At 61.6% G+C, this 23,302-nt stretch carries 22 protein-coding genes; 14 read left to right on the top strand and 8 right to left on the bottom strand.

Annotated features, from left to right (window positions below; all coding sequences use genetic code 11):
• Window positions 1-71: 71 nt before the first annotated feature.
• From IZV00_RS16415 to IZV00_RS16380, 8 genes are read left to right on the top strand one after another with little or no spacing between them, the layout of a single operon-like run.
• Window positions 72-1,250, top strand: coding sequence for an acyl-CoA dehydrogenase family protein (locus tag IZV00_RS16415; protein WP_196226704.1), 1,179 nt, complete (start codon window positions 72-74; stop codon window positions 1,248-1,250).
• Window positions 1,247-2,305 (top strand): phosphotransferase, encoded by a 1,059-nt coding sequence (locus IZV00_RS16410; protein WP_196226703.1) that lies wholly within the window; start codon window positions 1,247-1,249, stop codon window positions 2,303-2,305. The genes IZV00_RS16415 and IZV00_RS16410 overlap by 4 nt, the downstream gene beginning before the upstream one ends.
• 18 nt (window positions 2,306-2,323) lie before the next feature.
• The gene (locus tag IZV00_RS16405) at window positions 2,324-3,298 is read left to right on the top strand and encodes an NAD(P)H-dependent flavin oxidoreductase (RefSeq protein WP_196226702.1); all 975 of its coding nucleotides are present in this window, start codon (window positions 2,324-2,326) and stop codon (window positions 3,296-3,298) included.
• Between the two features lie 2 nt (window positions 3,299-3,300).
• On the top strand, window positions 3,301-4,185 hold the full coding sequence (locus tag IZV00_RS16400; RefSeq protein ID WP_196226701.1) for a crotonase/enoyl-CoA hydratase family protein: 885 nt from the start codon (window positions 3,301-3,303) through the stop codon (window positions 4,183-4,185).
• A 19-nt stretch (window positions 4,186-4,204) separates the two neighbouring features.
• Window positions 4,205-4,624, top strand: coding sequence for a nuclear transport factor 2 family protein (locus IZV00_RS16395; protein ID WP_196226700.1), 420 nt, complete (start codon window positions 4,205-4,207; stop codon window positions 4,622-4,624).
• 17 nt (window positions 4,625-4,641) lie between these two features.
• Window positions 4,642-5,403, top strand: coding sequence for an SDR family NAD(P)-dependent oxidoreductase (locus IZV00_RS16390; protein ID WP_196226699.1), 762 nt, complete (start codon window positions 4,642-4,644; stop codon window positions 5,401-5,403).
• Between the two features lie 40 nt (window positions 5,404-5,443).
• Window positions 5,444-6,679, top strand: coding sequence for a serine hydrolase domain-containing protein (locus IZV00_RS16385; protein ID WP_196226698.1), 1,236 nt, complete (start codon window positions 5,444-5,446; stop codon window positions 6,677-6,679).
• 14 nt (window positions 6,680-6,693) lie between these two features.
• A complete protein-coding gene (locus IZV00_RS16380; RefSeq protein ID WP_196226697.1) occupies window positions 6,694-7,488 on the top strand; it encodes an SDR family NAD(P)-dependent oxidoreductase in 795 nt (264 codons plus the stop codon).
• 83 nt (window positions 7,489-7,571) lie between these two features.
• Here IZV00_RS16380 and IZV00_RS16375 read toward each other — a convergent pair whose 3' ends face one another.
• Window positions 7,572-7,853: a hypothetical protein gene (locus IZV00_RS16375; RefSeq protein WP_196226696.1), complete on the bottom strand. Its 282-nt coding sequence runs from the start codon at window positions 7,851-7,853 to the stop codon at window positions 7,572-7,574.
• A 215-nt stretch (window positions 7,854-8,068) separates the two neighbouring features.
• Here IZV00_RS16375 and IZV00_RS16370 point away from each other — a divergent pair, with 215 nt between their 5' ends.
• Complete coding sequence (locus IZV00_RS16370; RefSeq protein WP_196226695.1) at window positions 8,069-9,391, top strand: MFS transporter; 1,323 nt, start codon at window positions 8,069-8,071, stop codon at window positions 9,389-9,391.
• A 29-nt stretch (window positions 9,392-9,420) separates the two neighbouring features.
• Here the strand turns inward: IZV00_RS16370 and IZV00_RS16365 are convergent, their stop codons facing one another.
• Genes IZV00_RS16365 through IZV00_RS16350 form a run of 4 tightly spaced genes read right to left on the bottom strand, consistent with a single transcriptional unit; the run spans window position 9,421 to window position 14,318 of the window.
• Entirely contained in the window at window positions 9,421-10,806 is a 1,386-nt protein-coding gene (locus IZV00_RS16365) for an FAD-binding oxidoreductase (RefSeq protein WP_230463383.1), read from the bottom strand.
• A 31-nt stretch (window positions 10,807-10,837) separates the two neighbouring features.
• A complete protein-coding gene (locus tag IZV00_RS16360; RefSeq protein ID WP_196226693.1) occupies window positions 10,838-12,592 on the bottom strand; it encodes an N-acyl-D-amino-acid deacylase family protein in 1,755 nt (584 codons plus the stop codon).
• Complete coding sequence (locus IZV00_RS16355) at window positions 12,589-13,443, bottom strand: hypothetical protein (protein ID WP_196226692.1); 855 nt, start codon at window positions 13,441-13,443, stop codon at window positions 12,589-12,591. The genes IZV00_RS16360 and IZV00_RS16355 overlap by 4 nt, the downstream gene beginning before the upstream one ends.
• 14 nt (window positions 13,444-13,457) lie before the next feature.
• Window positions 13,458-14,318: a TauD/TfdA dioxygenase family protein gene (locus tag IZV00_RS16350; RefSeq protein WP_196226691.1), complete on the bottom strand. Its 861-nt coding sequence runs from the start codon at window positions 14,316-14,318 to the stop codon at window positions 13,458-13,460.
• Between the two features lie 122 nt (window positions 14,319-14,440).
• Here IZV00_RS16350 and IZV00_RS16345 point away from each other — a divergent pair, with 122 nt between their 5' ends.
• Window positions 14,441-15,691, top strand: a complete 1,251-nt coding sequence (locus tag IZV00_RS16345) for a TetR/AcrR family transcriptional regulator (protein WP_196226690.1) — start codon at window positions 14,441-14,443, stop codon at window positions 15,689-15,691.
• Window positions 15,692-15,741: 50 nt separating this feature from the next.
• On the opposite strand, the gene IZV00_RS16340 is transcribed toward IZV00_RS16345, so the two are convergent.
• Window positions 15,742-16,449, bottom strand: a complete 708-nt coding sequence (locus IZV00_RS16340; protein WP_196226689.1) for a TetR/AcrR family transcriptional regulator — start codon at window positions 16,447-16,449, stop codon at window positions 15,742-15,744.
• A 115-nt stretch (window positions 16,450-16,564) separates the two neighbouring features.
• Entirely contained in the window at window positions 16,565-17,245 is a 681-nt protein-coding gene (locus IZV00_RS16335; RefSeq protein ID WP_196226688.1) for a TetR/AcrR family transcriptional regulator, read from the bottom strand.
• A gap of 199 nt (window positions 17,246-17,444) precedes the next feature.
• Here IZV00_RS16335 and bktB point away from each other — a divergent pair, with 199 nt between their 5' ends.
• From bktB to IZV00_RS16315, 4 genes are all read left to right on the top strand, one after another.
• Complete coding sequence (gene bktB, locus IZV00_RS16330; protein ID WP_196226687.1) at window positions 17,445-18,626, top strand: beta-ketothiolase BktB; 1,182 nt, start codon at window positions 17,445-17,447, stop codon at window positions 18,624-18,626.
• Between the two features lie 199 nt (window positions 18,627-18,825).
• Window positions 18,826-19,137: a hypothetical protein gene (locus tag IZV00_RS16325; protein ID WP_196226686.1), complete on the top strand. Its 312-nt coding sequence runs from the start codon at window positions 18,826-18,828 to the stop codon at window positions 19,135-19,137.
• Between the two features lie 270 nt (window positions 19,138-19,407).
• A complete protein-coding gene (locus IZV00_RS16320; RefSeq protein ID WP_196227442.1) occupies window positions 19,408-21,159 on the top strand; it encodes an N-acyl-D-amino-acid deacylase family protein in 1,752 nt (583 codons plus the stop codon).
• Between the two features lie 55 nt (window positions 21,160-21,214).
• Window positions 21,215-21,745, top strand: coding sequence for a VOC family protein (locus IZV00_RS16315; protein ID WP_196227441.1), 531 nt, complete (start codon window positions 21,215-21,217; stop codon window positions 21,743-21,745).
• A gap of 43 nt (window positions 21,746-21,788) precedes the next feature.
• On the opposite strand, the gene IZV00_RS16310 is transcribed toward IZV00_RS16315, so the two are convergent.
• Window positions 21,789-22,682 (bottom strand): hypothetical protein, encoded by an 894-nt coding sequence (locus IZV00_RS16310; protein WP_230463476.1) that lies wholly within the window; start codon window positions 22,680-22,682, stop codon window positions 21,789-21,791.
• Window positions 22,683-23,302 lie beyond the last annotated feature (620 nt).

The raw sequence follows: 23,302 nt of genomic DNA, 5'->3' as shown, positions 1-23,302 counted from the left end.
TCTAATTACACCTTGCATTGTGCTTCTTCCCTTGGCAAGCGCCAAGAAACGATAAGGAGCGGAGACGAGCCATGGCAGATCATGAGGATGGCGCGGCGATTGCCCGCAAGGTCGAAAATTTCGTCCGCGACGTGGTCGTTCCTTATGAGACGGGCGACCGAAGGGATGATCATGGTCCGCTGGACGCGCTGGTGCAGGAAATGCGCGCCAAGGCGCGAGACGCAGGTGTCCTGACGCCGCATATCCGCGCCGACGGAACGCACCTTAGCCACCGGGCGGCGGCGCGGGTGCTGCGTGCTTCGGGATTGTCGCCGTTGGGGCCGCTTGCTTGCAACACCAATGCGCCCGATGAAGGCAATATGTTCCTGCTGGGGAAGGTCGCTACGCCGGAGCAGAAGCGCCACTATCTCGACCCGATGGTTGCGGGGAATGGGCGTTCCTGTTTCCTGATGACCGAACTCGCGGCGGAAGGCGGGACCGGATCGGACCCGGCGATGATGCAGACCCGTGCGCGGCTGGAGGGCGGCGAATGGGTGATCAATGGGCGCAAGGCGTTCGCCACCGGATTTGCTGGAGCCAGCTTTGCTATCCTGATGGCGAAGACGGAGCGGGATGACGGCGCGGCGGCTGCGACGATGTTCCTCGTTCCGTTGCCGCATCCGGCGCTGGTGCAGGAAAGGCTGATTGGCACGATCGACAGTTCGATGCCGGGCGGTCATGCGGTGGTGAAGATCGATGATCTGCGCCTGCCGCCCGAGGCTGTGCTGGGCGCGCCGCATGAGGGCTTTGCCTATGCGCAGGTCCGGCTGGCTCCAGCGCGGCTGACGCACTGCATGCGTTGGCTGGGTGCCGCGACACGGGCGAACGAGATTGCGACCGACTATGCGGTGAAGCGGCAGGCATTTGGTAAGCCGCTGATCGACCATGAGGGCGTTGGATTCATGCTGGCGGACAACCTGATCGACCTGAAACAGTGCGAGTTGATGATCGATTGGTGTGCGGATGTGCTGGACGCCGGGGACAAGGCGATCACGGAAAGCTCCATGGCGAAGGTCGCTGTGTCCGAGACGCTGTTCCGAGTGGCCGACCGCTGCGTGCAGGTGATGGGCGGGACGGGTGTGAGCCATGACACGATCGTCGAACAGGTGTTCCGCGAAATCCGCGCGTTCCGCATTTATGACGGGCCGACGCAGGTGCATAAATGGTCGCTCGCCAAGAAGATCAAGCGCGAGGCGCTGGCCAAGCCATGAATGCCGAGGAGCTGAACGCCGGGCTTTCCGAAGTGCGCGAGGCGCATCGGTTCGATGAAGGCGCGTTGCGGGCATGGCTCAAGGAGCATGTTCCCGAGGCGGAGGGGCCGCTGACCGTGCGGCAGTTCAAGGGCGGGCAGTCCAATCCGACCTTCCGGCTGGACGTTCCGGGCCGTGCCTTCGTCATGCGTCGCAAGCCGCCCGGCGTGACAGTGCCCGGCGCCCATGCCGTGGATCGCGAGGCGCGGGTGATGGGTGCGCTGGGCAAGCAAGGTTTTCCGGTGCCGCGCATCTACGGGCTTTGCACGGACGATGCGGTGATCGGCAGCTGGTTCTACGTCATGGAGTGCGTCGAAGGGCGTGTTTTCTGGAACTCGCGTTTCGAAACCGTCGCGGCGGAAGAGCGGGTTGCTTATTTCGACGCGATGAACGCGACTTTGGCGCAGCTTCACAATTTCGATCCCGTGACTCTGGGCCTCGATGATTTCGGGAAGAAGGGCAATTATTTCGAGCGGCAGATTGCGCGATGGTCACGTCAGTATCTGAATGACGAGGCGGCTGGCCGCGACGTCAATATGGACCGGCTGATAGAATGGCTGCCAGCGAATATTCCGGCGGGCGATGAAAGCCGGATCGTCCATGGCGACTATCGGGCCGACAATATGGTGTTCCATCCGACCGAGCCACGCGTTGCGGCGGTGCTGGATTGGGAGCTTTCGACGCTTGGCCATCCGTTGGCGGATTTCGTCAATCACCTGATGATGTACCGGCTGCCGCCTGCCATTCTTTCCGGCCTGCGGGGCGTCGATTTCGCCTCGCTGAAATTGATGCCCGAGGAGGAGTATATCGCCGCCTATTGCCGCAGGACCGGGCGGGACGGGATCAACCATATGGGCTTTTACCGCGCTTTCGCGCTTTTCCGGCTTGCGGCCATCTATCATGGCATTAAGGCAAGGGCACTACGCGGAACGGCCGCATCAGCGCATGCAGAAGAACTGGCGGCGCAATATCCCCTGCTCGCCCAATTGGGATGGAGCGAGGCGGAAGCGGCCTGATCAAAAGGGAATGGTGGAATGAAGACCCGGATTACCGAGCTTACCGGCACGCGCTATCCCATTATCCAGGGTGGCATGCAGTGGGTTGGCCGTGCCGAGCTGGCTTCGGCGGTGTCCAATGCTGGTGGCCTTGGCATACTGACGGCGCTGACGCAGCCGACGCCCGAGGCGCTGGCCGCCGAGATCGAGCGGTGCCGGACCATGACCGACAAGCCGTTCGGTGTGAACCTGACCATCCTGCCGACCGCGCAGCCGGTCCCTTACGAAGCCTATGCCGAGGTCATCGCCGGATCGGGCGTTGGCGTAGTCGAGACAGCCGGGCGCAGTCCGGCCGAGTTCATCGCCCGTTTCAAGCAGGCGGGCGTCAAGATCATCCACAAATGCACCGCCGTCCGCCATGCGCTGTCCGCGCAGCGGGCGGGCGTCGATGCCGTGTCGATCGACGGGTTCGAAGCGGCGGGCCATCCGGGCGAGGATGATATTCCGGGCATGGTGCTGATCCCCGCTGCGGCGCGCGCGCTGGACATCCCGATCCTGGCGGCGGGTGGCATGGCGACCGGACGCAGCATGGCGGCGGCGCTGGCCTTGGGCGCGGAAGGCGTGACGATGGGCACCCGCTTCATGCTGACCAAGGAAGCGCCGATCCATGAGGCGATCAAGCAGGCGGTGGTGCAGGGGACGGAGCGCGACACGACGCTGATCTTCCGCCAGTTGCGCAACACGGCGCGTGTCTTCCGCAATGCCGTCGCGGAGGAGGTGAATGTCAAGGAACGGGAGCCCGGCGCTACGTTCGAGGATATTCGGCCGCTGGTCGCCGGTGCGCGTGGGCGCGCTGCGCTGGAAAGCGGGGAAATCGATGGCGGCCTAATTTGGGCTGGCCTTGGCATCGGCCTGATGGACGATATTCCGACATGCGCCGAACTGATCGAGCGCATCGTGGGCGAATGCCGCGAGGCGCTGGGCCGCGCCGTGGCGCTGACCGGGGAGGCATGAGCATGAGCTACAAAACCATACGCTATGAGGTCGAGGATGATGGCGTCCTGCTGCTGACGCTGAACCGGCCCGACAAGCTGAACGCGTTCACGGTCGAGATGTGCGAAGAGTTGATCGACGCATATGGCCGGGCGAGCCAGGATGATGCGGTGCGCGTGATCGTGGTGACGGGTGAGGGCCGTGCCTTCTGTGCGGGCATGGACCTGTCGGTCGGGGGCAATGTCTTTGGCCTGGATGAGAGCATGACACCGACGATGGAGGATCTGCGTGAACGCAGCGAAGATCCGGCCATCCTGAAAGGCGTGCGGGACACGGGCGGTCGCGTGGCGATGGCGATGTATGATTGCCTGAAGCCGATCGTCGGTGCGGTGAACGGCGCGGCGGTCGGCATTGGTTCGACCATGCTGCTGCCGATGGATTTCCGTTTCGCGTCGGACAAGGCGCGCTTCGGCTTTGTCTTCGGACGGCTGGGCATCACGATGGAGGCGTGCTCGTCCTTCTTCCTGCCGCGCATCGTCGGATTGGAGCAGGCGCTGGAATGGGCTTACAAGGCCGATATTTTCGATGCTGCCGAAGCGCATGACAAGGGACTGGTGCGCGCCGTGTTCCCGGCCGAGATACTGGTTGAAGAGGCGAAGGCCTTTGCTCGCTCGCTGGTCAAGGATCGCTCGCCCGTTTCGATCGCGCTGATCCGGCAGATGCTGAACCGCAACAGCGCGCAGCCCGATCCGTGGCAGGCGCACCTGACGGAATCGCTGGCGGTGTTCTACACCAGTCAGGCGGACGGCCGCGAAGGGGTCCGCGCCTTTAATGAAAAGCGGCCAGCGGAATTCACGGGTAAGGCGTCGCAGATGCCGCCCTTCTTCCCCTGGTATGGCGAAAAATAATTCAACGGAGAGAATTGAGATGATCACGCTGGAAGACAAAATCGCGATTCAGGAACTGGTCGCGCGTTTCACCCGCTGTTCCGACTTTGGCGATTGGGAAGGCCTTGCCACCCTCTTTGCGCCCGAGGTGGTGACGGAGTTGGAAGGCCTGCCGATCCGCTATGAAGGCGTCGAGGCTCAGGTCGAGCATGCCAAGGAGTCGGCCAATCAGACCGAAGGCAAAAACCGTCACTATAATTTCAACATGATCGTGTCCGAGAGGGACGGCGCGGTACATGCCGAATATGCTTTTATGAACGTCAATGCGGGGCAAGCGCCGATGAGCGCCAAGATCGTCGTGAGCGGCCGTCAGCGGGACACGGTGGTGAAGACCGGCGACGGGTGGAAGATCGCACATCGCTTCGTTCAGTTCGACCAGTCGTTCAGCCTTGATTTCTAAGCCAGGGAGGAACGGTCGTGGACATTAAGAATTTGTGCGCTGTCGTCACCGGCGGCGCTTCGGGGCTGGGCAGTGCGACTGCTGAAAGGCTGTCCGAGCTTGGCGCTCGCGTCGCGATATTCGACTTGAACGAGGAAGCTGGCACCGCGCTTGCGCAACGGTTGGGCGGCAGCTTTCACCATGTGGATGTGACCAGCGCGGAATCCGTGGACGCAGGATTGGCGGCGGCAGAGGCGCAGCTGGGGACGCCGCGTGTGCTGGTGAACTGCGCGGGCATCGCGCCGGGCTTTCGTGTCGTGGGCAAGGATGGTTCGCCTCACCCACTCGACGCATTCCGCAAGGCTGTCGAGATCAACCTGATCGGCACATTCAACGTTATTTCCCGCTTTGCCGCCCGGGTGGCTGCTGCTGGCGGGGAAGGCGAAGAAGCTGGCGTGATCGTCAACACCGCATCGGTAGCTGCTTTTGATGGACAGATCGGGCAGGCTGCCTATTCGGCGTCCAAGGGTGGTGTCGTGGGCATGACTCTGCCGATCGCGCGAGACCTGGCGCAACATCGCATTCGCGTGATGACGATCGCGCCGGGCATTTTCCTGACGCCGATGATGCAAGGCCTGCCACAGGCGACGCAGGATTCGCTGGGCAAGCAGGTTCCGCACCCTTCGCGGCTCGGTAAACCGGAAGAATTTGCGAAGCTGGTTCAGAATATCATTGAAAATCCGATGCTGAACGGAGAGGTGATCCGTCTGGACGGCGCGATCCGCATGGGACCGCGCTGACCGTTCGCCATCAATTGGGTGCGTAAGAAGGATTTCTGCCATGACCGAGACCAGCCGGGATGTGACCAATTTGCCGGAAACCGAGGCGAAGCTGCGCGAATTTGTCGAGCAGGGCGTCATATCGGGCGGCATCCTTGCATGGGGAACCGTGGACGGCCCGGTCCGCTACCATGGCGAAGGCGTGCTGGGCTATGCGCGAAAGGATGGCGTGGACGAGCGGTCCATCTTCCGCGTCTTTTCGCAGTCGAAGCCGATCACCGGCATCGGCGCGATGATGCTGATCGAGGATGGCATCATCGGGCTGGACCAGCCGATCGGCGAAATACTCCCGGCATTTGCCGAGATGCGCGTCATCGAGGGTGATGACCCGGAAGTGACGCGGCCTGCGGCGCGCCCGATTACCGTTCGCCACCTGCTGACCCATACGGCGGGCTTTGGCATGGATGGCATGACGCTGGGCGAGCTTTATACGAAGCATGGCGTGGCGCCGGGTTCGCGGGACTGGGTGCCGGGTCCGGGCGATCTCCCGGTGCCGGCAACGCTTGCCGAATTGGGCGAGCGTATTGCCGCGCTGCCCTTGGCAACCGATCCCGGCACGCGGTTCGATTACAGCGTCGCGCTGGACGTGCTTGGGCTGGTGATCGAAGTGGCGTCGGGCATGCCGTTCGATACCTTCCTGAAGACGCGGCTGTTCGATCCGCTGGGCATGGTGGACACGGGCTTTTCCATCACGGCGGATCAGGCCGCCCGCTTTGCTGATCTCCCCCAGCAGCAGGAGGACGGCACATGGGCATTGGCCGATGATGCGGCGGACAGTCTCTATGCGCGGCCTTATTATCCGTCGGGTGGCGGCGGCCTTGTGTCGACTGCGCATGATTATTCGCGCTTTGCGGCCATGCTGCTCAATGAGGGCGAACTGGACGGCGTGCGCTTACTAAAGCCGGAAACGGTGCGGATCGCACGGTCGAACCTGCTGCCCGAAGCGGTGACGCATGTGGACGTGCCGATCGGTTATACGCTGTCCAATGTCGGAATGGGCGCGGGCATGTCCGTTTCCTTGGCAGCGAGCGAGCAGACCAACAGCTTCTTCGACTGGCCGGGCGCGGTGCCCGCCGGTGTGTTCGGTTGGCCGGGTGCTGCGGGGACGGCATGCTGGATGGACCCGGAGCGCAAGTTCTTCCTCTTGTACCTCACGCAATATTGGCCATCCTGGCTGAACGGCAGCATGCGGCCTGAGATTGTCGCGGCGGCCTACCGCGATCTGGAGAAGCAATAAGGAGGGACGCTGCCATGCCGATACTGGACAATGACGCCGACTTCACGCCTTGTCTGGGATCGCCCGGCACCGGCGTAGTGATTACGGGCGGAGCTTCCGGTATCGGGCTGGCGGCGGCGCATGCGCTGGCTGCCGTAGGGCGGCCGGTTGCCCTGTGGGACATTAATGCGGAGGGTGCGGCCGGATCGGCGAGCATCATCGAGAGCCGCTATGGCGTGCGCGCGGCGGGTTTCGGCGTCGATCTGCGCAACCCGCAGGCGGTGACGCCCGCCGCCATCGCGACACGGGCGGCGATCGGTGCTATTGGCGGTATCGTGCATTGTGCGGGCACGGCCGAAGCCACGGGCATCGACGGAGTGACGCCGGAAAACTGGGATGCAGGACTGGCCCTGCATGTCCGGTCGATCGTCCTTATGACCCAGGCTTTCCGCGAAGACCTGCGTAAGTCGCCGGGGAGCGCCATTGTCGCACTGTCATCCATCAACGCGACGCTGGGTAATGGGATGATACCGATCTACAGCGCGGCGAAGGGCGCGGTAATATCACTGGTCCATTCGATGGCGGATGAACTGGCGGCTGATGGCGTACGCATCAACGCGGTGAGTCCCGGCATGATCGATACGCCGATCATTGCGGAGACCAAGGCCCATCTGCCGGGGCATTTCGAGCGGCGGATCATGCTGGGCCGCTATGGCGCGCCGGAAGAACTGGGACGCGTCATCCGTTTCCTGATGTCGGATGAAGCGAGTTACATGACGGGCGCGGAAATCGTCGTGGACGGCGGCAACATCAATTCGCAACGGCAATAGGACTGCCGACGCACCGCGCTAGGGAAGAGGGCGCTGCGGTCAGGTCAGCCGTAGCCGACGCCCGTGCAGCGCCCCGGCACGCCTTAGAGGCGGTTCACTTCCTTGGCGGTCAGGCTGGTGACCAGACCCTTTTCCGCCGTGCTGAGCGTGGTTACGGGAATAACCACGAAACGGCCGCTGTAGATGATCTGGACAGCGGTCGTTTCGCCCGCATTGTTCTTAAGGATGCGGTCGATATAGCCGACCTTGCGGCCGTCGACCGTCTTCACAAGTGCATTGGCCTTGATCGCGGGCGCGTCGGCGGCGATCGCCGCAGCGGAAAGCGACAGCGACAGAGCCGCCGCGAAGGCAAAAGAAAGCTTCATGATAATCCCCTTGTGGATAGACGAGGGGGCCGATAGCACGCTGTAAAACGAATAATAAGACACCCTGTGTTGCAAAAAATGCAATTTGCGTTTCGGGTTCGGAATTTGGCGGATATGGCATGGGATCGGCGGCTGACAGCGCCTGATGAATGGAATGGGGAGGTTTCAGCCGGGATGATTGGTTCGCTCTTCCACCCTAACGAATGTCGGTTCGCATGACCGGGCAGGCGCGTGAGTCGGGGCCGCGCCTTGCGGCATTTTCCGTGACGAGCATCGCGACCGGCGGGTTCAATATTCCGCTCCAGACCTATTTGCCTGCCTTTTACGCCACGGTGATCGGCATGGACCTGGCGACCGTCGGGCTGGTCTTCATGATCAGCCGTCTGTGGAGCGCGGCGGCCGACCCCGTTATCGGATGGGCTTCGGACCACACACGCACGCGCGTCGGAAGGCGCAAACCCTGGATTTTGGGCGGCGGCGTGCTGTTCCTTCTGTCCCTGCTCGCGGTCTTTTCGCCGCCTGCCGGAGCCACGCCGCTCTATCTTGGCGGGTGGTTGCTGCTGCTGTGCCTGGGGTGGACTGCCACCTCCACGCCGCTTTACGCCTGGGGCGGGGAGATGGCGTCATCGCCCGTCGAGCGAGCGCGTATCCAGGCCTATATCCAGACAGGGTCGTCCATCGGCATCTTTCTGGTGCTGGTATTGCCTGCCGCGCTGGACGCGCTGGGCCGGGGCAATCCTGAGGTTCGGGTCGGATCGATGGGGGCGCTCGTCGCCGCTGTCCTCGCCGTTGGCATGGTGCTGATCGCCTTTCTCTTTCGCGAGCCGTCGCTGCCGGAACGCGCGCCCGCAGGCGCGAACTGGCGGCAGGGGATGAAGGCGGTGCTGACCGATGCAGCACTTTGGCGGATCGTGGCGTCGGATTTCTTCGTCGCGCTGGGGCAGGGCTTTCGCACTGCCGTGTTCCTGTTCTTCGTGACGCGTTACATGGGCATGGCTTCACCGGCCATGTTGCTGATGCTGCAATATGCGTTCGGCATGTTCGCAGCGCCGCTATGGGCGCGGATCAGTTATCGGTTCGGGAGGCTAAGAACGCTGATCATGGCCGAGGGCGTGCAGGTTGCGATCAACCTGATGGTCTTGTTCCTGACGCCGGATCGCATGTGGCTGTTCATCCTGCTGATCGTGGGACAGGGGCTGACGCAGGGATCGGGCAATCTGATGCTGCGGTCGATGATCTATGATGTGGCAGACCGTCATCGCGAGGGTAGCGGCGTGGAGCGGGCCGGGCTGTTTTCATCCGTGTTCAATGTGACGACCAACGCGGCCTATGCGATCGCAGTGGGTATAGCCTTGTCCATCGTGGGCTTGCTCGGATTTGATCCGAGGTCTTCAGGATCGGAAGGGGTCGCGGGCGTACATCTGTTCTTTGCGATCGGCCCCGCTATTGGGCATTTGCTGTCGATCCTTGTGATCAGCTGGAAGCGCGGGAGCAGAGGTGGAAGGCTGGATGCTGAAAGCCGCCTGCCTTCCGCTTGATCCCCCGATTCCGATGAGTGAGGGTTGCGTCAAAGGTCGATAACTTTTTCAGGGTTCATGATGCCATCCGGGTCGAGTGCCCGCTTGATCTGGCGCATCACCTCGACAGCGGCGCCATGCTCCGTAAGGAGATGGGCTTTCTTGCCAATGCCGATGCCATGCTCGCCAGTGCAGCTGCCCTCCATGGCGAGAGCGATTTCGACGATCCGTTCCGACAATGCCTTCGCCTTCTTCGTTTCCTCGGCCAAGTTTGGATCGAAGACGAGGATGACATGGAAATTCCCGTCACCGACATGACCCACGATCGGTGCGGTAAGGCCGCTTGCCTCAATGGCGCGGCGCGTTTCGTCTATACAGTCGCAAAGCCGTGAAATCGGGACGCAGACATCCGTTGCGATCGCCTTGCACCCTGGGCGCAGCGCCAGATTGGCATAATGGACCTTATGGCGTGCTTCCCAGAGGGCGGTTCGGTCCTCCGTCTTAGTCGCCCAGGTGAATTGGCCGCCGCCATTGTCGGTGGCGATCTGTCCGAAGTTTTCCGCCTGTTCCGCAACGCCCGCAGGCGTGCCGTGAAATTCGAGGAACAGCGTCGGACATTCGCGATAGTTTGTCCGGCTGTAGGCATTTATCGCGCGGATCTGTAGCGGATCGAGCAATTCGATACGGGCGACGGGAAGGCCGATCTGGATCGTCTGAATCACTGCGTTCACCGCGCCGCGCAATGTTTCAAATTCGCAAACGGCGGCGGAGACGGCTTCTGGCTGGCCATAGAGGCGCAAGGTGACTTCGGTGATGATGCCGAGCGTGCCTTCGGACCCGACGAATAGCCCGGTGAGGTCGTACCCGGCCGCGGATTTACGCGCTCGCCCACCGGTGTGGATGATCCGGCCATCGGCAAGCACTATCGTCAGCCCCAGCACATTCTGGCGCATCGTGCCGTAGCGAACCGCGTTGGTGCCGGAGGCGCGTGTCGAAGCCATGCCGCCGATGGACGCGTCGGCGCCCGGATCGACAGGGAAGAACAAGCCCGTGTCGCGCAACTCGCTGTTGAGCTGCTTCCGGGTGACGCCCGCCTGCACGGTGCAGTCCAAATCTTCTGGACTGACGCGCAGCACCTGATCCATGCGGGAGAGGTCGATGCAAAGACCGCCTCTTGCCGCCAGAAAATTGCCTTCCAGCGATGTGCCGGTGCCGTAAGGCGTGACGGCGATGCCCCGTTCCTTGCAGAAGATGACCGCTGCGGCGAGTTCCTCCGTGCTGAGGGGGAAGACAACCGCGTCCGGGGGCATGGCCGGGTAGAAGGTCTCTGCCCGACCATGATGATCGCGGATGGCAGCGCTATCGCTGAACCGATCGCCGAACATGGCGCGCAGGGCGGACCAGTCAGCTTGCGGGACATGTACCGCCGTTGCCATTTGCATCTCTCCCGTGGGTCAGTGACCCACGTTACAACGCTCCGGCATATTCCTCCACTATGTTGGCTGGTGCGGTTTGAGCGCCCCTGACCAGTCGGCCCGGCCGCGCGCCGGTCGCCTTGTCGGTACGGCGGATGACTTCGCCCGATACTATGGTGGCGACGAAGCCGGTGGCATTCTGGTCCAGCCGCCTGCCGCCTCCCGGCAGGCCGTAGCGTATATGAGGAGCGTGTAGGCGCAGGGCCTCAAGATCGATGATGTTGATGTCCGCCTTGTAGCCGGGGGCGATCCTGCCACGGTCGCGCAGGTCCATGGTCTCGGCCGGGCGTGAGGTGAGGGCGCGGACGGCCTGGGGGATGCCGAGCTTTGGCCCTGCCCGATCGCGGGTCCAGTAGGTCAGCAGGAAGGTGGGATAGCTTGCATCGCAGATCGCCGCATAATGGGCGCCGCCGTCACCCAATCCCATGACCGTGTCCGGATGCGTGATCAGGTCATGCACCGTGTCGAGGCTGCCATTATAGAAGTTGCCGAGCGTGTTGTAGAGCATCCCCCTGCCATCGCCGCCGTTCATCATGAGGTCGTAGGCGACCTCCTCCGGCGTGAGGTTCAGGCTGCGCGCTTGCGCTCCGACGCTGCTTTCCGCTGGGGGTTCGTAGTTGGGCGGGTCGGAGAGCGGGAAAATCCAGTCCCAATTGCGGGTCATCATCGCCAGGGGATGGCCCTCATGCGGTTGTTCCGCGATGAGCTTTGCGCGGAAGGCGGCATCACGCAGATGCGCGAGTTGCTGATCGAGCGGCAGGGCGGCGATCGCCTCATAGCTTGGGCAGAGCGAGAAGGGATGGCTGGATAGTTCAAAGCCGCAGATCATGCCGACGGGGCGGGGGAGTATTTGGGGGCTGATCTTCAGGCCCTGCGCATTGGCTTCCTCGCAGATGCGTAGCGCGTCCTGCCAGACGGGCTCGCCTGTGTTGGAGGTGCCGAGCGTGAAGGTGGCTGGCCGGTTCGCCGCCTTTGCGACAGCGAGAAGGTGGGCAAGCTCGTCGGTCCAGCTGGAGAAGGGAGCGTCCAGCACCATTTGCAGGACGCCGGTGTCGGCTTCCCGCATGGCGGTTGCTATGGCTTTGAGTTCTTCGACATCGGCCTGATAGCTGGGGATATTCTCTCCAGCCTTTGTGCGGTGGATGAGGAGGCGCGAGCTTGCGAAGCCGATCGCGCCCGCATTTAGCGCCTCGCGGGTGAGGGCCTGCATCTTTTCAAGGTCGGCAGGGGTCGCGGCTTCGCGCTGCGCGCCGCGCTCGCCCATTACGAATACGCGCAAGGGGCTGTGCGGCAGAAGGGCGGCAACGTCGATGTCGCGGGGACGGCTTTCGAGGGCATTCAGATAGTCTGGGAAGCTTTCCCAATCCCAGCTGAGCCCTTCGGCCATGACGACTCCGGGGATGTCTTCGACACCCTCCATCAAGCGGATCAAACGGTCGTGATCAGCAGCGCGGCAAGGCGCGAAGCCCACGCCGCAATTGCCGATCACGACCGTGGTCACGCCATGGGAGGAGGAGGGGGAGAGTTCCTCCGACCAGATGGCCTGACCATCATAATGGGTATGGATATCGACAAAGCCGGGCGTGACGGTGAGGCCCGTTGCGTCGATGACTTCGCGGGCTTCGCCCGTAAAAGTGCCGACGCTGACGATTTTTCCATCATGGATGGCGACATCGCCCACGAAAGGCTCGCCGCCGCTGCCGTCGACGATGGTGCCGCCACGGACCAGCAGGTCGCATGTGCTCATTCGGCTGCCCTCGCGATGAGTTCGAGGCTGGTCTTGCCGTCCGACGCCCAGAAGGCGCCTTCTTGTGACGTATCGACATCTTCGACGCCGCGCACGCCCAGCGCCTCGCGCGCTTCGGCCAGCGGCAGGTGGAATACGGTTTCGAGCTTCTTCATGAAGAGGGCGTCGCTTTGCTGCCCTACCTTCATGCCGCGCTGGATCGCGTTGACGGCGGTCGGCCACACTTCGGGATAATGCAGCATGGTGCGCACGGTGTAGCGGAGCGATCCGAAAATCTGGATCATGTTGACCTCCGCCGCGAGATGCGGGTTGCGCATATGTTTGGGCACGTTGGTCAGGCGATACCAGTAGGGCACCAGTTCGCCCATGAAGTTGAAGCCGCCGCCGCAGAGAATATGTTCGAAGTCATGCGTCTGGCCGGAACGCAGATTGTAAAATTGAAGCTGTGTTTCGGGTTCTTTCCAGGGCGTGATCTGGATCTCATAATCTCCGGCCGTCATCTGCTGGTAGAAGATGCCGCCGAGGGAGCCGGGTTCATATTGTTGGAAATCTTCGATCTTGTAGGTGGAGATGAAGCCTTCGCTGAACCATGCGTCCAGTTCGGGATTTACCTTCCTCTCCTGTGTGAACATGTCTTCGATGGCGTCGAAGTCGCGGAGTGAATCCAGGATCGGGAGGAACTCGTACATTTCCGCAGGGGGTGGCACGTCGGGGCCGTTGCGCCGCAACAGGATCATCGCCAGCCATTCGCGCAGGCGGGGATTGTTCAGATATTTGGACGAGGAGATGAGTATGCTGCTGTCCGTTTCGACGGGCATCAGGCCGCGCGCGAGATAGGGAATGTCGACCATCTTTTGTAGTTCCTTCAATCAAGTACCAATTGCTTGTTGCCTGAACCCCAGGCGCTGATCCGTTCATCCCCCACCTTGAATTGCGGCAGCAGGTCGAAGAAGCTCTTGTCCGCGACGACGATGCGCTGGAGGCGGCGGGGCGTCATGCCGGTGAGGTCGCAGCGGGCATGCTGGAGCGCGATATTGTCCCAGATGACGAGGTCGCCATTGTTCCAGTGGTGGCGGTACACGCGATCATCGCGATAGAGTTCGGCAAACAGGGCGTTCAGCGTGGCGTCGCTTTCCGCCTGATCCATGCCGGTGATGCGGGCGGTCTGCATGTCGCTGATATAGAGGATGGGCTCGCCAGTCCGGGGGTGGAGGATGATGACCGGGCGTATCTGATGCGGCATGTCGGTCGAACTGTCATAGCCGACCGTTCGGTGCGTCTGGATCGGCGCGATCATCGTGACGGCTTCCCGGCCTGCGACGGCGGCCTTCAATTGCGGTGGCAGAACGGCGGCGGCGGCCGCGCCATTGGCGAAGTCGGTCCAGCTTTGCCCGTCATTCACGGCGACGGCATGCAGCGAGATGATCTTGAAGGGTTCTTCGGTGAAGGCCAGATCGCTGTGCCATGTGAGCGGCCCCGATCCGAGGGCGCCATCGCTGGAGATTTCGCGATATTCACCGTGCGACCCCAGGACCCGGCCGAAATTTTCGAGCAGCCGGACCTGATCGGCCTCGCTGAGCTTCTGATCGCGGAACAGGATGAGCTTGTGGCGATCGAATAGCTCGGTCAGGCGCTGTTCGAAGCCGTCGGGCAGCGGCCATTGCAGCCCAACGCCGATTTCTACGCCGAACGGTTCCAGCGGCCGTTCCGTCCATGGCAATGCCATTTTATCGCTCTCCATCTTTCTATATGACCGAACGGTATCGAACCGTTCGGTTTTCGTCAAGAAGCATGGGTGCATCGGTGCCTGAGCCTGTTATAGCAGGTTCCAATGTGCGGGGATGCTGAATGAAAGTGGTAGCGGAGGCCGGGAGCCAACTGGCGTCGCCGCGCGTCCGGCATTTGCTGTCGTCGGCGTGCGCGCAGTTTGTCGAGCGCGGTTTTGACGCAGTGAGCATCGATTCGATCGCCCGCACCGCAGGCGTCAGCAAGGAAACAATCTACCGCCATTTCGCCGACAAGGAAGCGCTGTTCCGGGCGGCGCTGGATGCGCAGGGCGCGGAGTTCGATGCTCGCGCGGCGGCGGTGCATGAAAGCGCGGCTACTGGCGGATCGGAACTGGCGGGACTCGCGCGGGCGATTCTTGATTCGGCGCTGGATCAGGGCATGTTCGGCGCGCTTTGGGTTGCGGCGGGCGTGGCACACAAGATGCCGGACCTGGCAGCATCACTACAAAGCGGGCAGGGCATGCGGCTGGAGCCTGTGCGGCTGGCACTGGAGGAGTATGCAAGGGAGAAGGGCGTTGACCGCCCGGTGCCGCTGGAACTGGCGCTGGATTTTGGATCGCTGGCGGTGGAAGGCCCGGTTGTCCTCATGGGCTTTCCTCCCGCTTCGCCAGAACATCGCGAGCGGATAGCGCAACAATCGGTCGCGCTTTTCGCTCAGGGTATCCGGCCGGGAGAGCCGAATGGCTTGCCTTCCCCGGAGCCGTTATTCGACGCCGAGCCGCCACTGCGTGAGGAGCCGCTTCCTCATATTCGGACCTTGCTGGATGTAGCAGGGCGCCATTTTCTGGATGAGGGGTATGAAGGCGCCAACCTGAACCTTATCGGGGAAGAGGCACGGGTGGGGCGGGGTACGCTCTACCGGCACTTCGCCAGCAAGGCCGGGCTGTTTGCAGCTGCCATGCGCATAATGGCCGAAGACTGCGCGCGTGAGGCAAGGCCGCCAGTGTTGCCATTAGGGGAAGCCGATCCGGCGGGATTAAGCCGCTATGTTGAAGCGGCCCTGGATAACCTGGCTTCCAGTCTTTCCATCCGGTTGCACCGCGTCGTCATTAGTCAGTCGCGTCGGGACGCTGCATTGGCGCGGGACGTCTACCTTATCCTGCGAAGGCCGTGGGTGACGGGTCTGATCCCCTGGCTGGAAAGCCTGAGCGTCAAGGAGAGTGCGGACTGGCACGCACGCCAACTGTTGGTGCTTGCGATGCGGGGCAACCGTCTGCTGGCGGGCGGGCATTCCATCTCAAAGATTGAACGGCGGCATTATGCGGAACGTGCGGCGTCGATGTTCCTGCATGGGTTCATGGCGGTGCTTTGAGCCTGTCTCGAATCCGCAGAAGCTGGTGAAGAAGGTTCCCAATTCACATCCTACGGTGTGACAGGCGTTCCCGATCGGATGAATGCTGCGGTTTCGGGCTCGCACGATTTCATCTGCTCCAGAAATTGCTGGATGCGTGGTTCCGCTACGCCAAGCCCGCGTGCGCAGAAGAGGATCGCGTCGCGCAACACGCGATCTTCCTCATAGGGTATCGCAGTCTTTTCATGGCAGCGCGCCACCAGCATCATCGTGCTGACATGTTCTATGAAAGCGCCGACATTCGTCGTCGAAAGCGCCTCTCCGGAGATTCCCCCGTCGGCCCTTGCCGCCTGCAACGCCTTTTCCAGATTGGGCAGTGTCAGGCGCAAGGCCCGGCGATAGACGAGGCGAGCGTAGCCTCCGTCGCCGGCAAGGCTGCCCAAGACCATGCGCAAGCCTTCTGCATTGAGGGCGTACATCCCGGCGGTTGCATATCTGAAGGTGCGCAGCAAAATTTCGAGCAAGCCCTCTGTGCTGGCTTCGGCGTCACCGAATGACCGGAAGACCCTATTCTGGTCTGAGATCACCTCGCGCAATACGGCCCGATAGATATGCGTCTTGGTAGGAAAATGCCGGAACAGCAGGGCTTCCGACACACCTGCGGCGCGGGCGATCTGCTGCGTCCGCGCGCCTTCCAACCCGTGGCGCGCGAAAACCGCCCTGGCCGCTGCGATGATGGAAGCGCGGCGACCGACGCTGGAAAGACGGGTGGCGGACATCGTTTGTACTATTACTCCGGGACCATGCTGGGCGGTCGGCGTCCCCGCCTCGGGAAATGTGAGAGGGCAGTTTAAGGCGTTACGGATCGGAAACAAGGCAGATGCATGTTGACCGCTATTCCGGTGAGGCGCCTGCCGTGGCTTTCCCGTCAGGCTGGTCCTGTTCGATCGTCGCGATAAATCGGCTGAGCAGCGCCTTTTGCCGCTCGATCATCGCTGGAGAGAGGGGGTCAATGCCTGCCAATCCTCGAGAAAGAGGGGCGGCCCAGAAATAGCCGAACATCATGTTGAAGATGGCAACGATCTGGAGGATCAGATCCTCAGCCGGAGGCTCTACCTCAGCCGCGCGTGTGATCCGCCGTCCATAATCCATCAGCCGTTCTACCCAGGCCATGCCGATTTCATCCCGATCCGATGGGGGCGACAGGATCGACCGGATAAGCAGCATGGACACATTGGGATGCTGTGCCAACACATCGATCAGCTTGTCGGACAGCGTGCGAAAGGAGGCTTCTCGCGGCGAGCGGCTGATTGTTGCCTCCATCTCGTCAGCCAAGGGTTGGAGCGCCCGTTGCAGAACCTGCCGGTACAGGGCGTCCTTGCTTTCGAAATGCTTGTACAGGCCGGGCTGCTGGATATTTGCCGCTGCTGCGATGTCGCGTAACGCGGTCGCTTCATAGCCCTTCTGCGCGAACAGCAGTTCCGCCGTGTCGAGCAAGCGGTCGGCGGTGCGCTGTCCCTTGCTGGTGCGTTGGACGACATGTTCGCTGATGGCGCGCTGGACGGTGCTGGTCATGGGTTTGTTCGTAACGGGCCGACCGGGATTTGGCCATATGTCGCGGCTGATCTGGTCTGAAAGCACAGCCGTTCCTATATGCTCACGGGCCGCCGCCACCCATGTGGCAGGGTGCGCATTGTCCTTGACAGTTGCGTGTGGGGGCGCATGAGCGCCTGCAAGTGCGGAACGGCGCATCCCATTGCTCAGAGGATCAGAGATGGAAGATATCTACATTGTCAGCGGCGTCAGGACGGCGATTGGCGATTTCGGCGGCTCGCTGAAGTCCTTCATGCCTTCGCAGCTCGGCAGCATCGTCGTGAAGGAAGCGCTGTCCCGTGCCGGTGTGTCGGCTTCCGACGTTGAGCATGTCGTGATGGGTCAGGTGATGCCGACTAGTGCCCGCGATGGCATGCTGTCGCGCGTCATCGCCTTGCAGGCAGACGTCCCGTTTGAGGTTCCGGCGCTGACATTGAACAGGCTTTGCGGATCGGGCGTACAGGCGATCGTATCGGCCGCGCAGATGATGAAGCTGGGCGAAGCGTCGATCACCGTCGCGGGTGGCGCTGAATCAATGTCCAATGTGCCTTATCATGATCATGGCACGCGCTGGGGCCGGAAGATGGGCGACAATCCGGTAGAGGACGCGCTGGTCTGCGGGCTTCAGGATGCGATCGGCGGATACCATATGGGCGTGACGGCGGAAAACTGCGCCGAACGGCATGGCATCACGCGCGAACAGCAGGATGCGCTGGCGGTTGAAGGGCATCAGCGCGCGGCGCGGGCTATCGCGGAAGGCCGGTTCAAGGAACAGATCGTGCCGGTCGAGGTCAAGACGCGCAAGGGCGTGACCATTTTCGACACGGACGAACATCCCCGCGCCGACACCAGCGCAGAGACGCTGGCCGCCATGCGTCCTGCGTTCAAAAAGGATGGCACGGTTACCGCAGGCAACGCGTCCGGCATCAATGATGGCGCGGCCGCCGTCGTCCTGGCGACGGCAAGCGAAGTGGAACGGCGCGGGTTGAAGCCGATCGCGAAGATACTTGCCTGGGGCCATGCGGGCGTGGAGCCGGAATATATGGGTGAAGGCCCGATCAAGGCGGTGCCGGTTGCCCTGAAGCGGGCCGGGCTGACACTGGATCAGATGGACGTGATCGAAGCCAACGAAGCCTTTGCGGCGCAGGCTCTTTCGGTAGCCAACGCGTTGCAGTTCGATGGGGAAAAGCTGAACCCGAACGGGTCGGGCATCGCCCTTGGCCATCCTGTCGGTGCGACCGGCGCGATCCTGACGATCAAGGCCGTTTATGAACTGAAGCGGATCGGCGGCCGCTATGCCCTTATCACCATGTGCATCGGCGGCGGTCAGGGCATCGCGCTGGTGATCGAGAATGTCGACTGACGATTGAATGTCACGCCGAACCCCGGACATGCGGGGTTCGGCGTGACTGTTGATGCCTGTGCGAGTGCGGCTCTGCTGCTTCCGATGGCCCTATCCCGAACATGATGCGTCATCTTCTTTCCTTATTTCGAGAACTCAATCACTTGTCGTGCGTTTGGACGAGGCGGCGGTTTGACCACCCGCTGGCATGGAGTAGATCATGTCCGTTCTCGTCGAGTTTCCCGGAGGCGTTTGCCGCGAAGTTCCCAGTCAACTCCGGGCGATCGGTCCTCGGCAAAATGGTGCGCCTGAATTTGAACAGGTCCCGCTCAATTGCGATTCCCACTGGAAATTTGAACGCGAAGATGGCCGTTGGATCGCGGTGCGCCGTCAGGGGCAGTTGTTGGCGCTACGTCCCGCTACCCCTGCGTGGTGGCATTTTGTCGCACTGATGATGGAGCCTGAACGGCTCCCGAGAGCTGCGGGCATTGAGGATCAGGGAGTCGAGGCAGGGCTTCAATCGGCGGCTTGATGGGAAAATTTCGCGTCCTGATCAGGGCGCTTTGCGCCGCCGGGCCTTGATGGCTTCCAGTTGACCGATGCATCCTGATCCCGATCGATGGGATCACCGATCAATCCCGGTCGGGATCACCCGATGATCCTGTCGCCCACTTGTCCGGCAGTGAACTTGCAGTGGTCGGCCGGGTCGCGATAGCCTGCATCCAGCACGATCGCCCCTAAGAGGCGACACAGATGCAATGGCTTCGGCTCAAGGGAAAACAAGCCTCAAGAGGAGAGAGAGATGACGGACATGTTGATCCGTGGCGGCACGGTGGTCGATGGCACAGGCGCGCCCGGCTATGCTGCTGACGTGCGCGTGGCAGGCGGCCGAATCACCGAGATCGGCGCGGGTCTGACCGCCACCGCCGCTGAGGAAGTGGTGGATGCCAGCGGCAGCTATGTGACGCCGGGCTTCATCGAAAGCCACACCCATTATGACGCGACGATGTGGTGGCAACCGGATCTTGATCCGCTGCCCGGCAACGGAGCGACCACGGTGATCCTCGGCAATTGCGGCTTCAGTGCAGCGCCGCTTTCGAAGGAGAAGGCCGCGCAGTTGGAGATGATCAAGATTTTCTCCTTCTTCGAAGATATTCCGTTGAAGCCCTTCCTTCAGAACGTCCCATGGGACTGGGAGAAGTGGTCGGAATATAAGGCATCGATGGAGCGCAACATCAGCCTGCCTGCCAATTACTCTGCGTTCGTTGGTCATATTGCCCTGCGTCTTGCGGCGATGGGTGTCGAAGCGTGGGACCGCGAGGCAACGGCTGAAGAGATTGCGCGCATGGCCGAACTGCTGGAGGATGCGCTGGCCGCTGGCGCGCTTGGGCTGTCGGACAATCTGCACGACCATGATGGCGACGACCGCGCCATCCCCACATTGCTCGCGGATGATGCGGAGTTCGAAGCGCTATTCGCCGTGATGGAGCGTTATCCCGGCACCACCTATCAGGTCATCATCGACACCTTCATGCGCAAGACCGGACCGGAAAGCCTGGAGCGGCTTGGGCGGCTGACGAAAGGCCGGGCGATCCGGATGCAGGTGGCGGGTGCTGTTCCAACGCTGGAATTCCAGAAGGATATTCTGCCCCGATTGCAGGACACCCTTGCGAAGCTGAAAGAAGAAGGGATCGATGTCTGGCCCGGCTATGCGCATGTGTCGCCGACCAGCACGCTGAGCCTCGTCAAGTCGCTGATCTTCGCCCAGTCCAATGATTATGTCTGGCATGAAGTCGTGCTGGCCGAAACGCATGAGGAAAAGGCGCGCCTGCTTGCCGATCCCGATTGGCGGGCGCGGGCGCGGGAAAGCTGGGACACCAAGGCCTGGCCGCATTCGCCGATGAATAATCCGCAGGACCTGTATCTGTTGGATAGCGAGAATGGCGCGGGGCCAGTCGGCGGAACGCTGAAGGAGTTCGCCGATGCGCGCGGGTTGCATCGTTCGGACGCGATGGCGCAGTGGATTCTTGAGAATGGCACCAAATCGACTGTGCACATGGCGCCCTTCCCGAAGGATGAGGAGCTGACCATCCAGCTGATGCTGGACCCGCAGACGGTGGGGAATATCTCTGACGCGGGCGCGCATCTTCAGATGCTGTGCGGTGGTGGCGAGAATATCCTGCTTTTCACCAAATATGTGCGGGAAGGGCTGCTGACGCTTGAGCAGGCGATCCATGTGAAGACGGGCAAGCTCGCCAATTTCTTCGGCCTGCACGATACGGGCGAGATCAAGGTCGGGCGGCGCGCCGACATTGCCGTCTTCAACCTGAGCGAGGTCGAATATCGCAATATGGAGAAGCGGTTCGACGTGCCCGATGGCGACGGGGGGACGACCTGGCGCTTCACCCGTCCGGCGGCGCCGATGCGGCTGACGCTGGTGAACGGAGTCAAGACCTTCGACGGCAACAGCTATACCGGTGCGCGTCCGGGCGAATATTTGGTGCCCACCGCCGCCGCAAACGACGCGCTGGCTTCGTTGGAAGCCGCTGAATAAAAGAAGGGGTGCGGGCGGTGCATGCCGTTCGCACCCTGTCCTTGCAAATAGGAATATGGATTTGGCTAAATTCGGCGCGATCGACCAGATCGGGATATTGGTGGACGATCTCGATGCCAGCATAAATCGCTGGATCAGTCATTCGGGCGTGGGTCCATGGACCCTATTCCGCAATGTCGCGCTGGATGGCCAATATCGTGGCGAGCCGACGCGGGTCACCATGCATGTCGGATTATCCTATCAGGATGGCGTGCAAATTGAGTTGATCGAGGCCACCAACGACGCCCCGTCACCCTATCGAGCTGATGATGGGTCGCGCTTGCTAGGCTTTCATCACATCGCCCGCATAGTCGATGATCTGGACGCGGCCGTTGAAACGGCGGTGGCGGGGGGCATGGAAGTGCTTTTCACGGCGCATAACCCTGCCACGCGCGTCGCCTATTTGCGCGTCCCCGGCGAGCCGGGGCAAATGTTCGAATTTATCTGCGGTCCCGATATGCGCGGCATGTGCGAAGCAGGGATCGCGGCGGCCCGCGACTGGGACGGCAGCGATGCTGTAACGGTGATCGACTTCGCGGCAATGTAGGTGGCGGCTGCCCCTCATTAGAGGAGCAGCGCCAGTCCTGATTTCACTCCGCCGCCATGGAGGGCATGCCCTGATGGCTTGGCCTGGGGTCTTCGCTGATTGCGGTAGTCCATGCCCATTCACCGGGCTTTGGCGGATTGGTGATGCCGAATTCCTCGCGAATATCAGTGACCTGCCAATCGAGATAATCGCGATAGGGTATGAGGAAGAGGGGGTGCTTCCAGTTACGCCCTTGTGCTGCGCCAATGTCTTCGGCGTCCAGTTCTATCTTCACCGATTCCGGATAGAAAAGCCCGCTCTTCATCATTGTCTTGGCGCGCAGATAGGAACCGACGCGGTTGAAGAAGGATGCGAGTTCGGGCGTGAAATATTTATAAATCGCCCGCATGTTCGCTGCCAGCAGCGCTATTTCACCGGCATGATTTGTTTCAAAACCCGTGATCATATGTTCGATATCATGGGTATGGGTCCGCTCCTTCATATAGAAGTCGAAATCGGTCTCTATCTCCATCCCCTGGAAGAAATGGTCCATATTATAGCCGCTGTTGACCACGAAATCGTAGATCACGGCGCGTAGCGTGCCGGGCTCCGCGCCTGCCAGTTCCTCATTCTTGAACAGCGAGACTTTTTTGCCGTCCAGCCATGTCTTGAATTCAGGAAGGCGCGCCTTTTCTTCCTCGAACAGCTGGAAGATACGGGGCCAGTTTTCTAGCTCCATCAATATCTTAACGACATCGGGAATATAGGCGGTGTTAGGCAGTTCAGCGCCATTCCGCCGCAGCATTTCCTGAGCGATCAGCGCGCGCAGTTGCGGGTGGTTGAGATAGGGCGAAGAACTGATCAAGACGGAGCTTTCGGTGGTGAAGCCCGGCCCCGAGCCATTATAATATTCAAAATCCGCGCTGCTTACGCGCGCTGAAATCTCGTTTTCCATCATCTCTCTCCTCTTCATTCTGTCTTTTAGAAACTTACCCCAAGCTCAACACCATAGGTGCGCCCGCGTTCGCAGCTGCGGTCAACGTTTCTGCTTTGTAGGGAATGCTGCTCAATATCCCTCTCGTGACATTGCCGGTGGATACCTTGCCATGGATTGCACGTTGCTGATGCGCAGTCGGTCGCGTTGTTCCGCGCCGATGGCGCTCACTGCGACGGGCGCCCCCTGCTGGCGTTCCTCGCGCCGTTGCGCTGTCATTAGCATCTCGGCCAACTGCCGTTGGACCGCAGCCTGTGGGGCCGGGTCGGCAGTCTGCGCCAGAGCCGCTGTCGTTTCGAGCGATGATGCCCGCTAACGCAACGGCAATAGATGAACGCATGGCAATCCCTTCCTTTCGTCGGGCGATGCCATCCCTCGATACGGGCCGTGCTCTGTTTAGAAGCGCGGTCCACCATCCGGGGCCGAACACGCGTGCGCGCATCCGGAAACGGACGTTTGGCGGTGTTCCGCCATTATATTGTTCATGATGCAGCCTGATCTGCGGCACATGGCCGCGAGTCCTTTCTGCATCCTCTCCTGACAGCTTCGGCCACCGATCAGCTCTTCGGCCGAGCTATCTTGTT

The sequence above is a fragment of the Sphingobium sp. Cam5-1 genome, assembly GCF_015693305.1.
Taxonomy (GTDB): Bacteria; Pseudomonadota; Alphaproteobacteria; order Sphingomonadales; family Sphingomonadaceae; genus Sphingobium.
The sequence above is the reverse complement of the archived record's forward strand: the minus strand, read 5'-3'. Positions and strand labels throughout refer to the sequence as shown.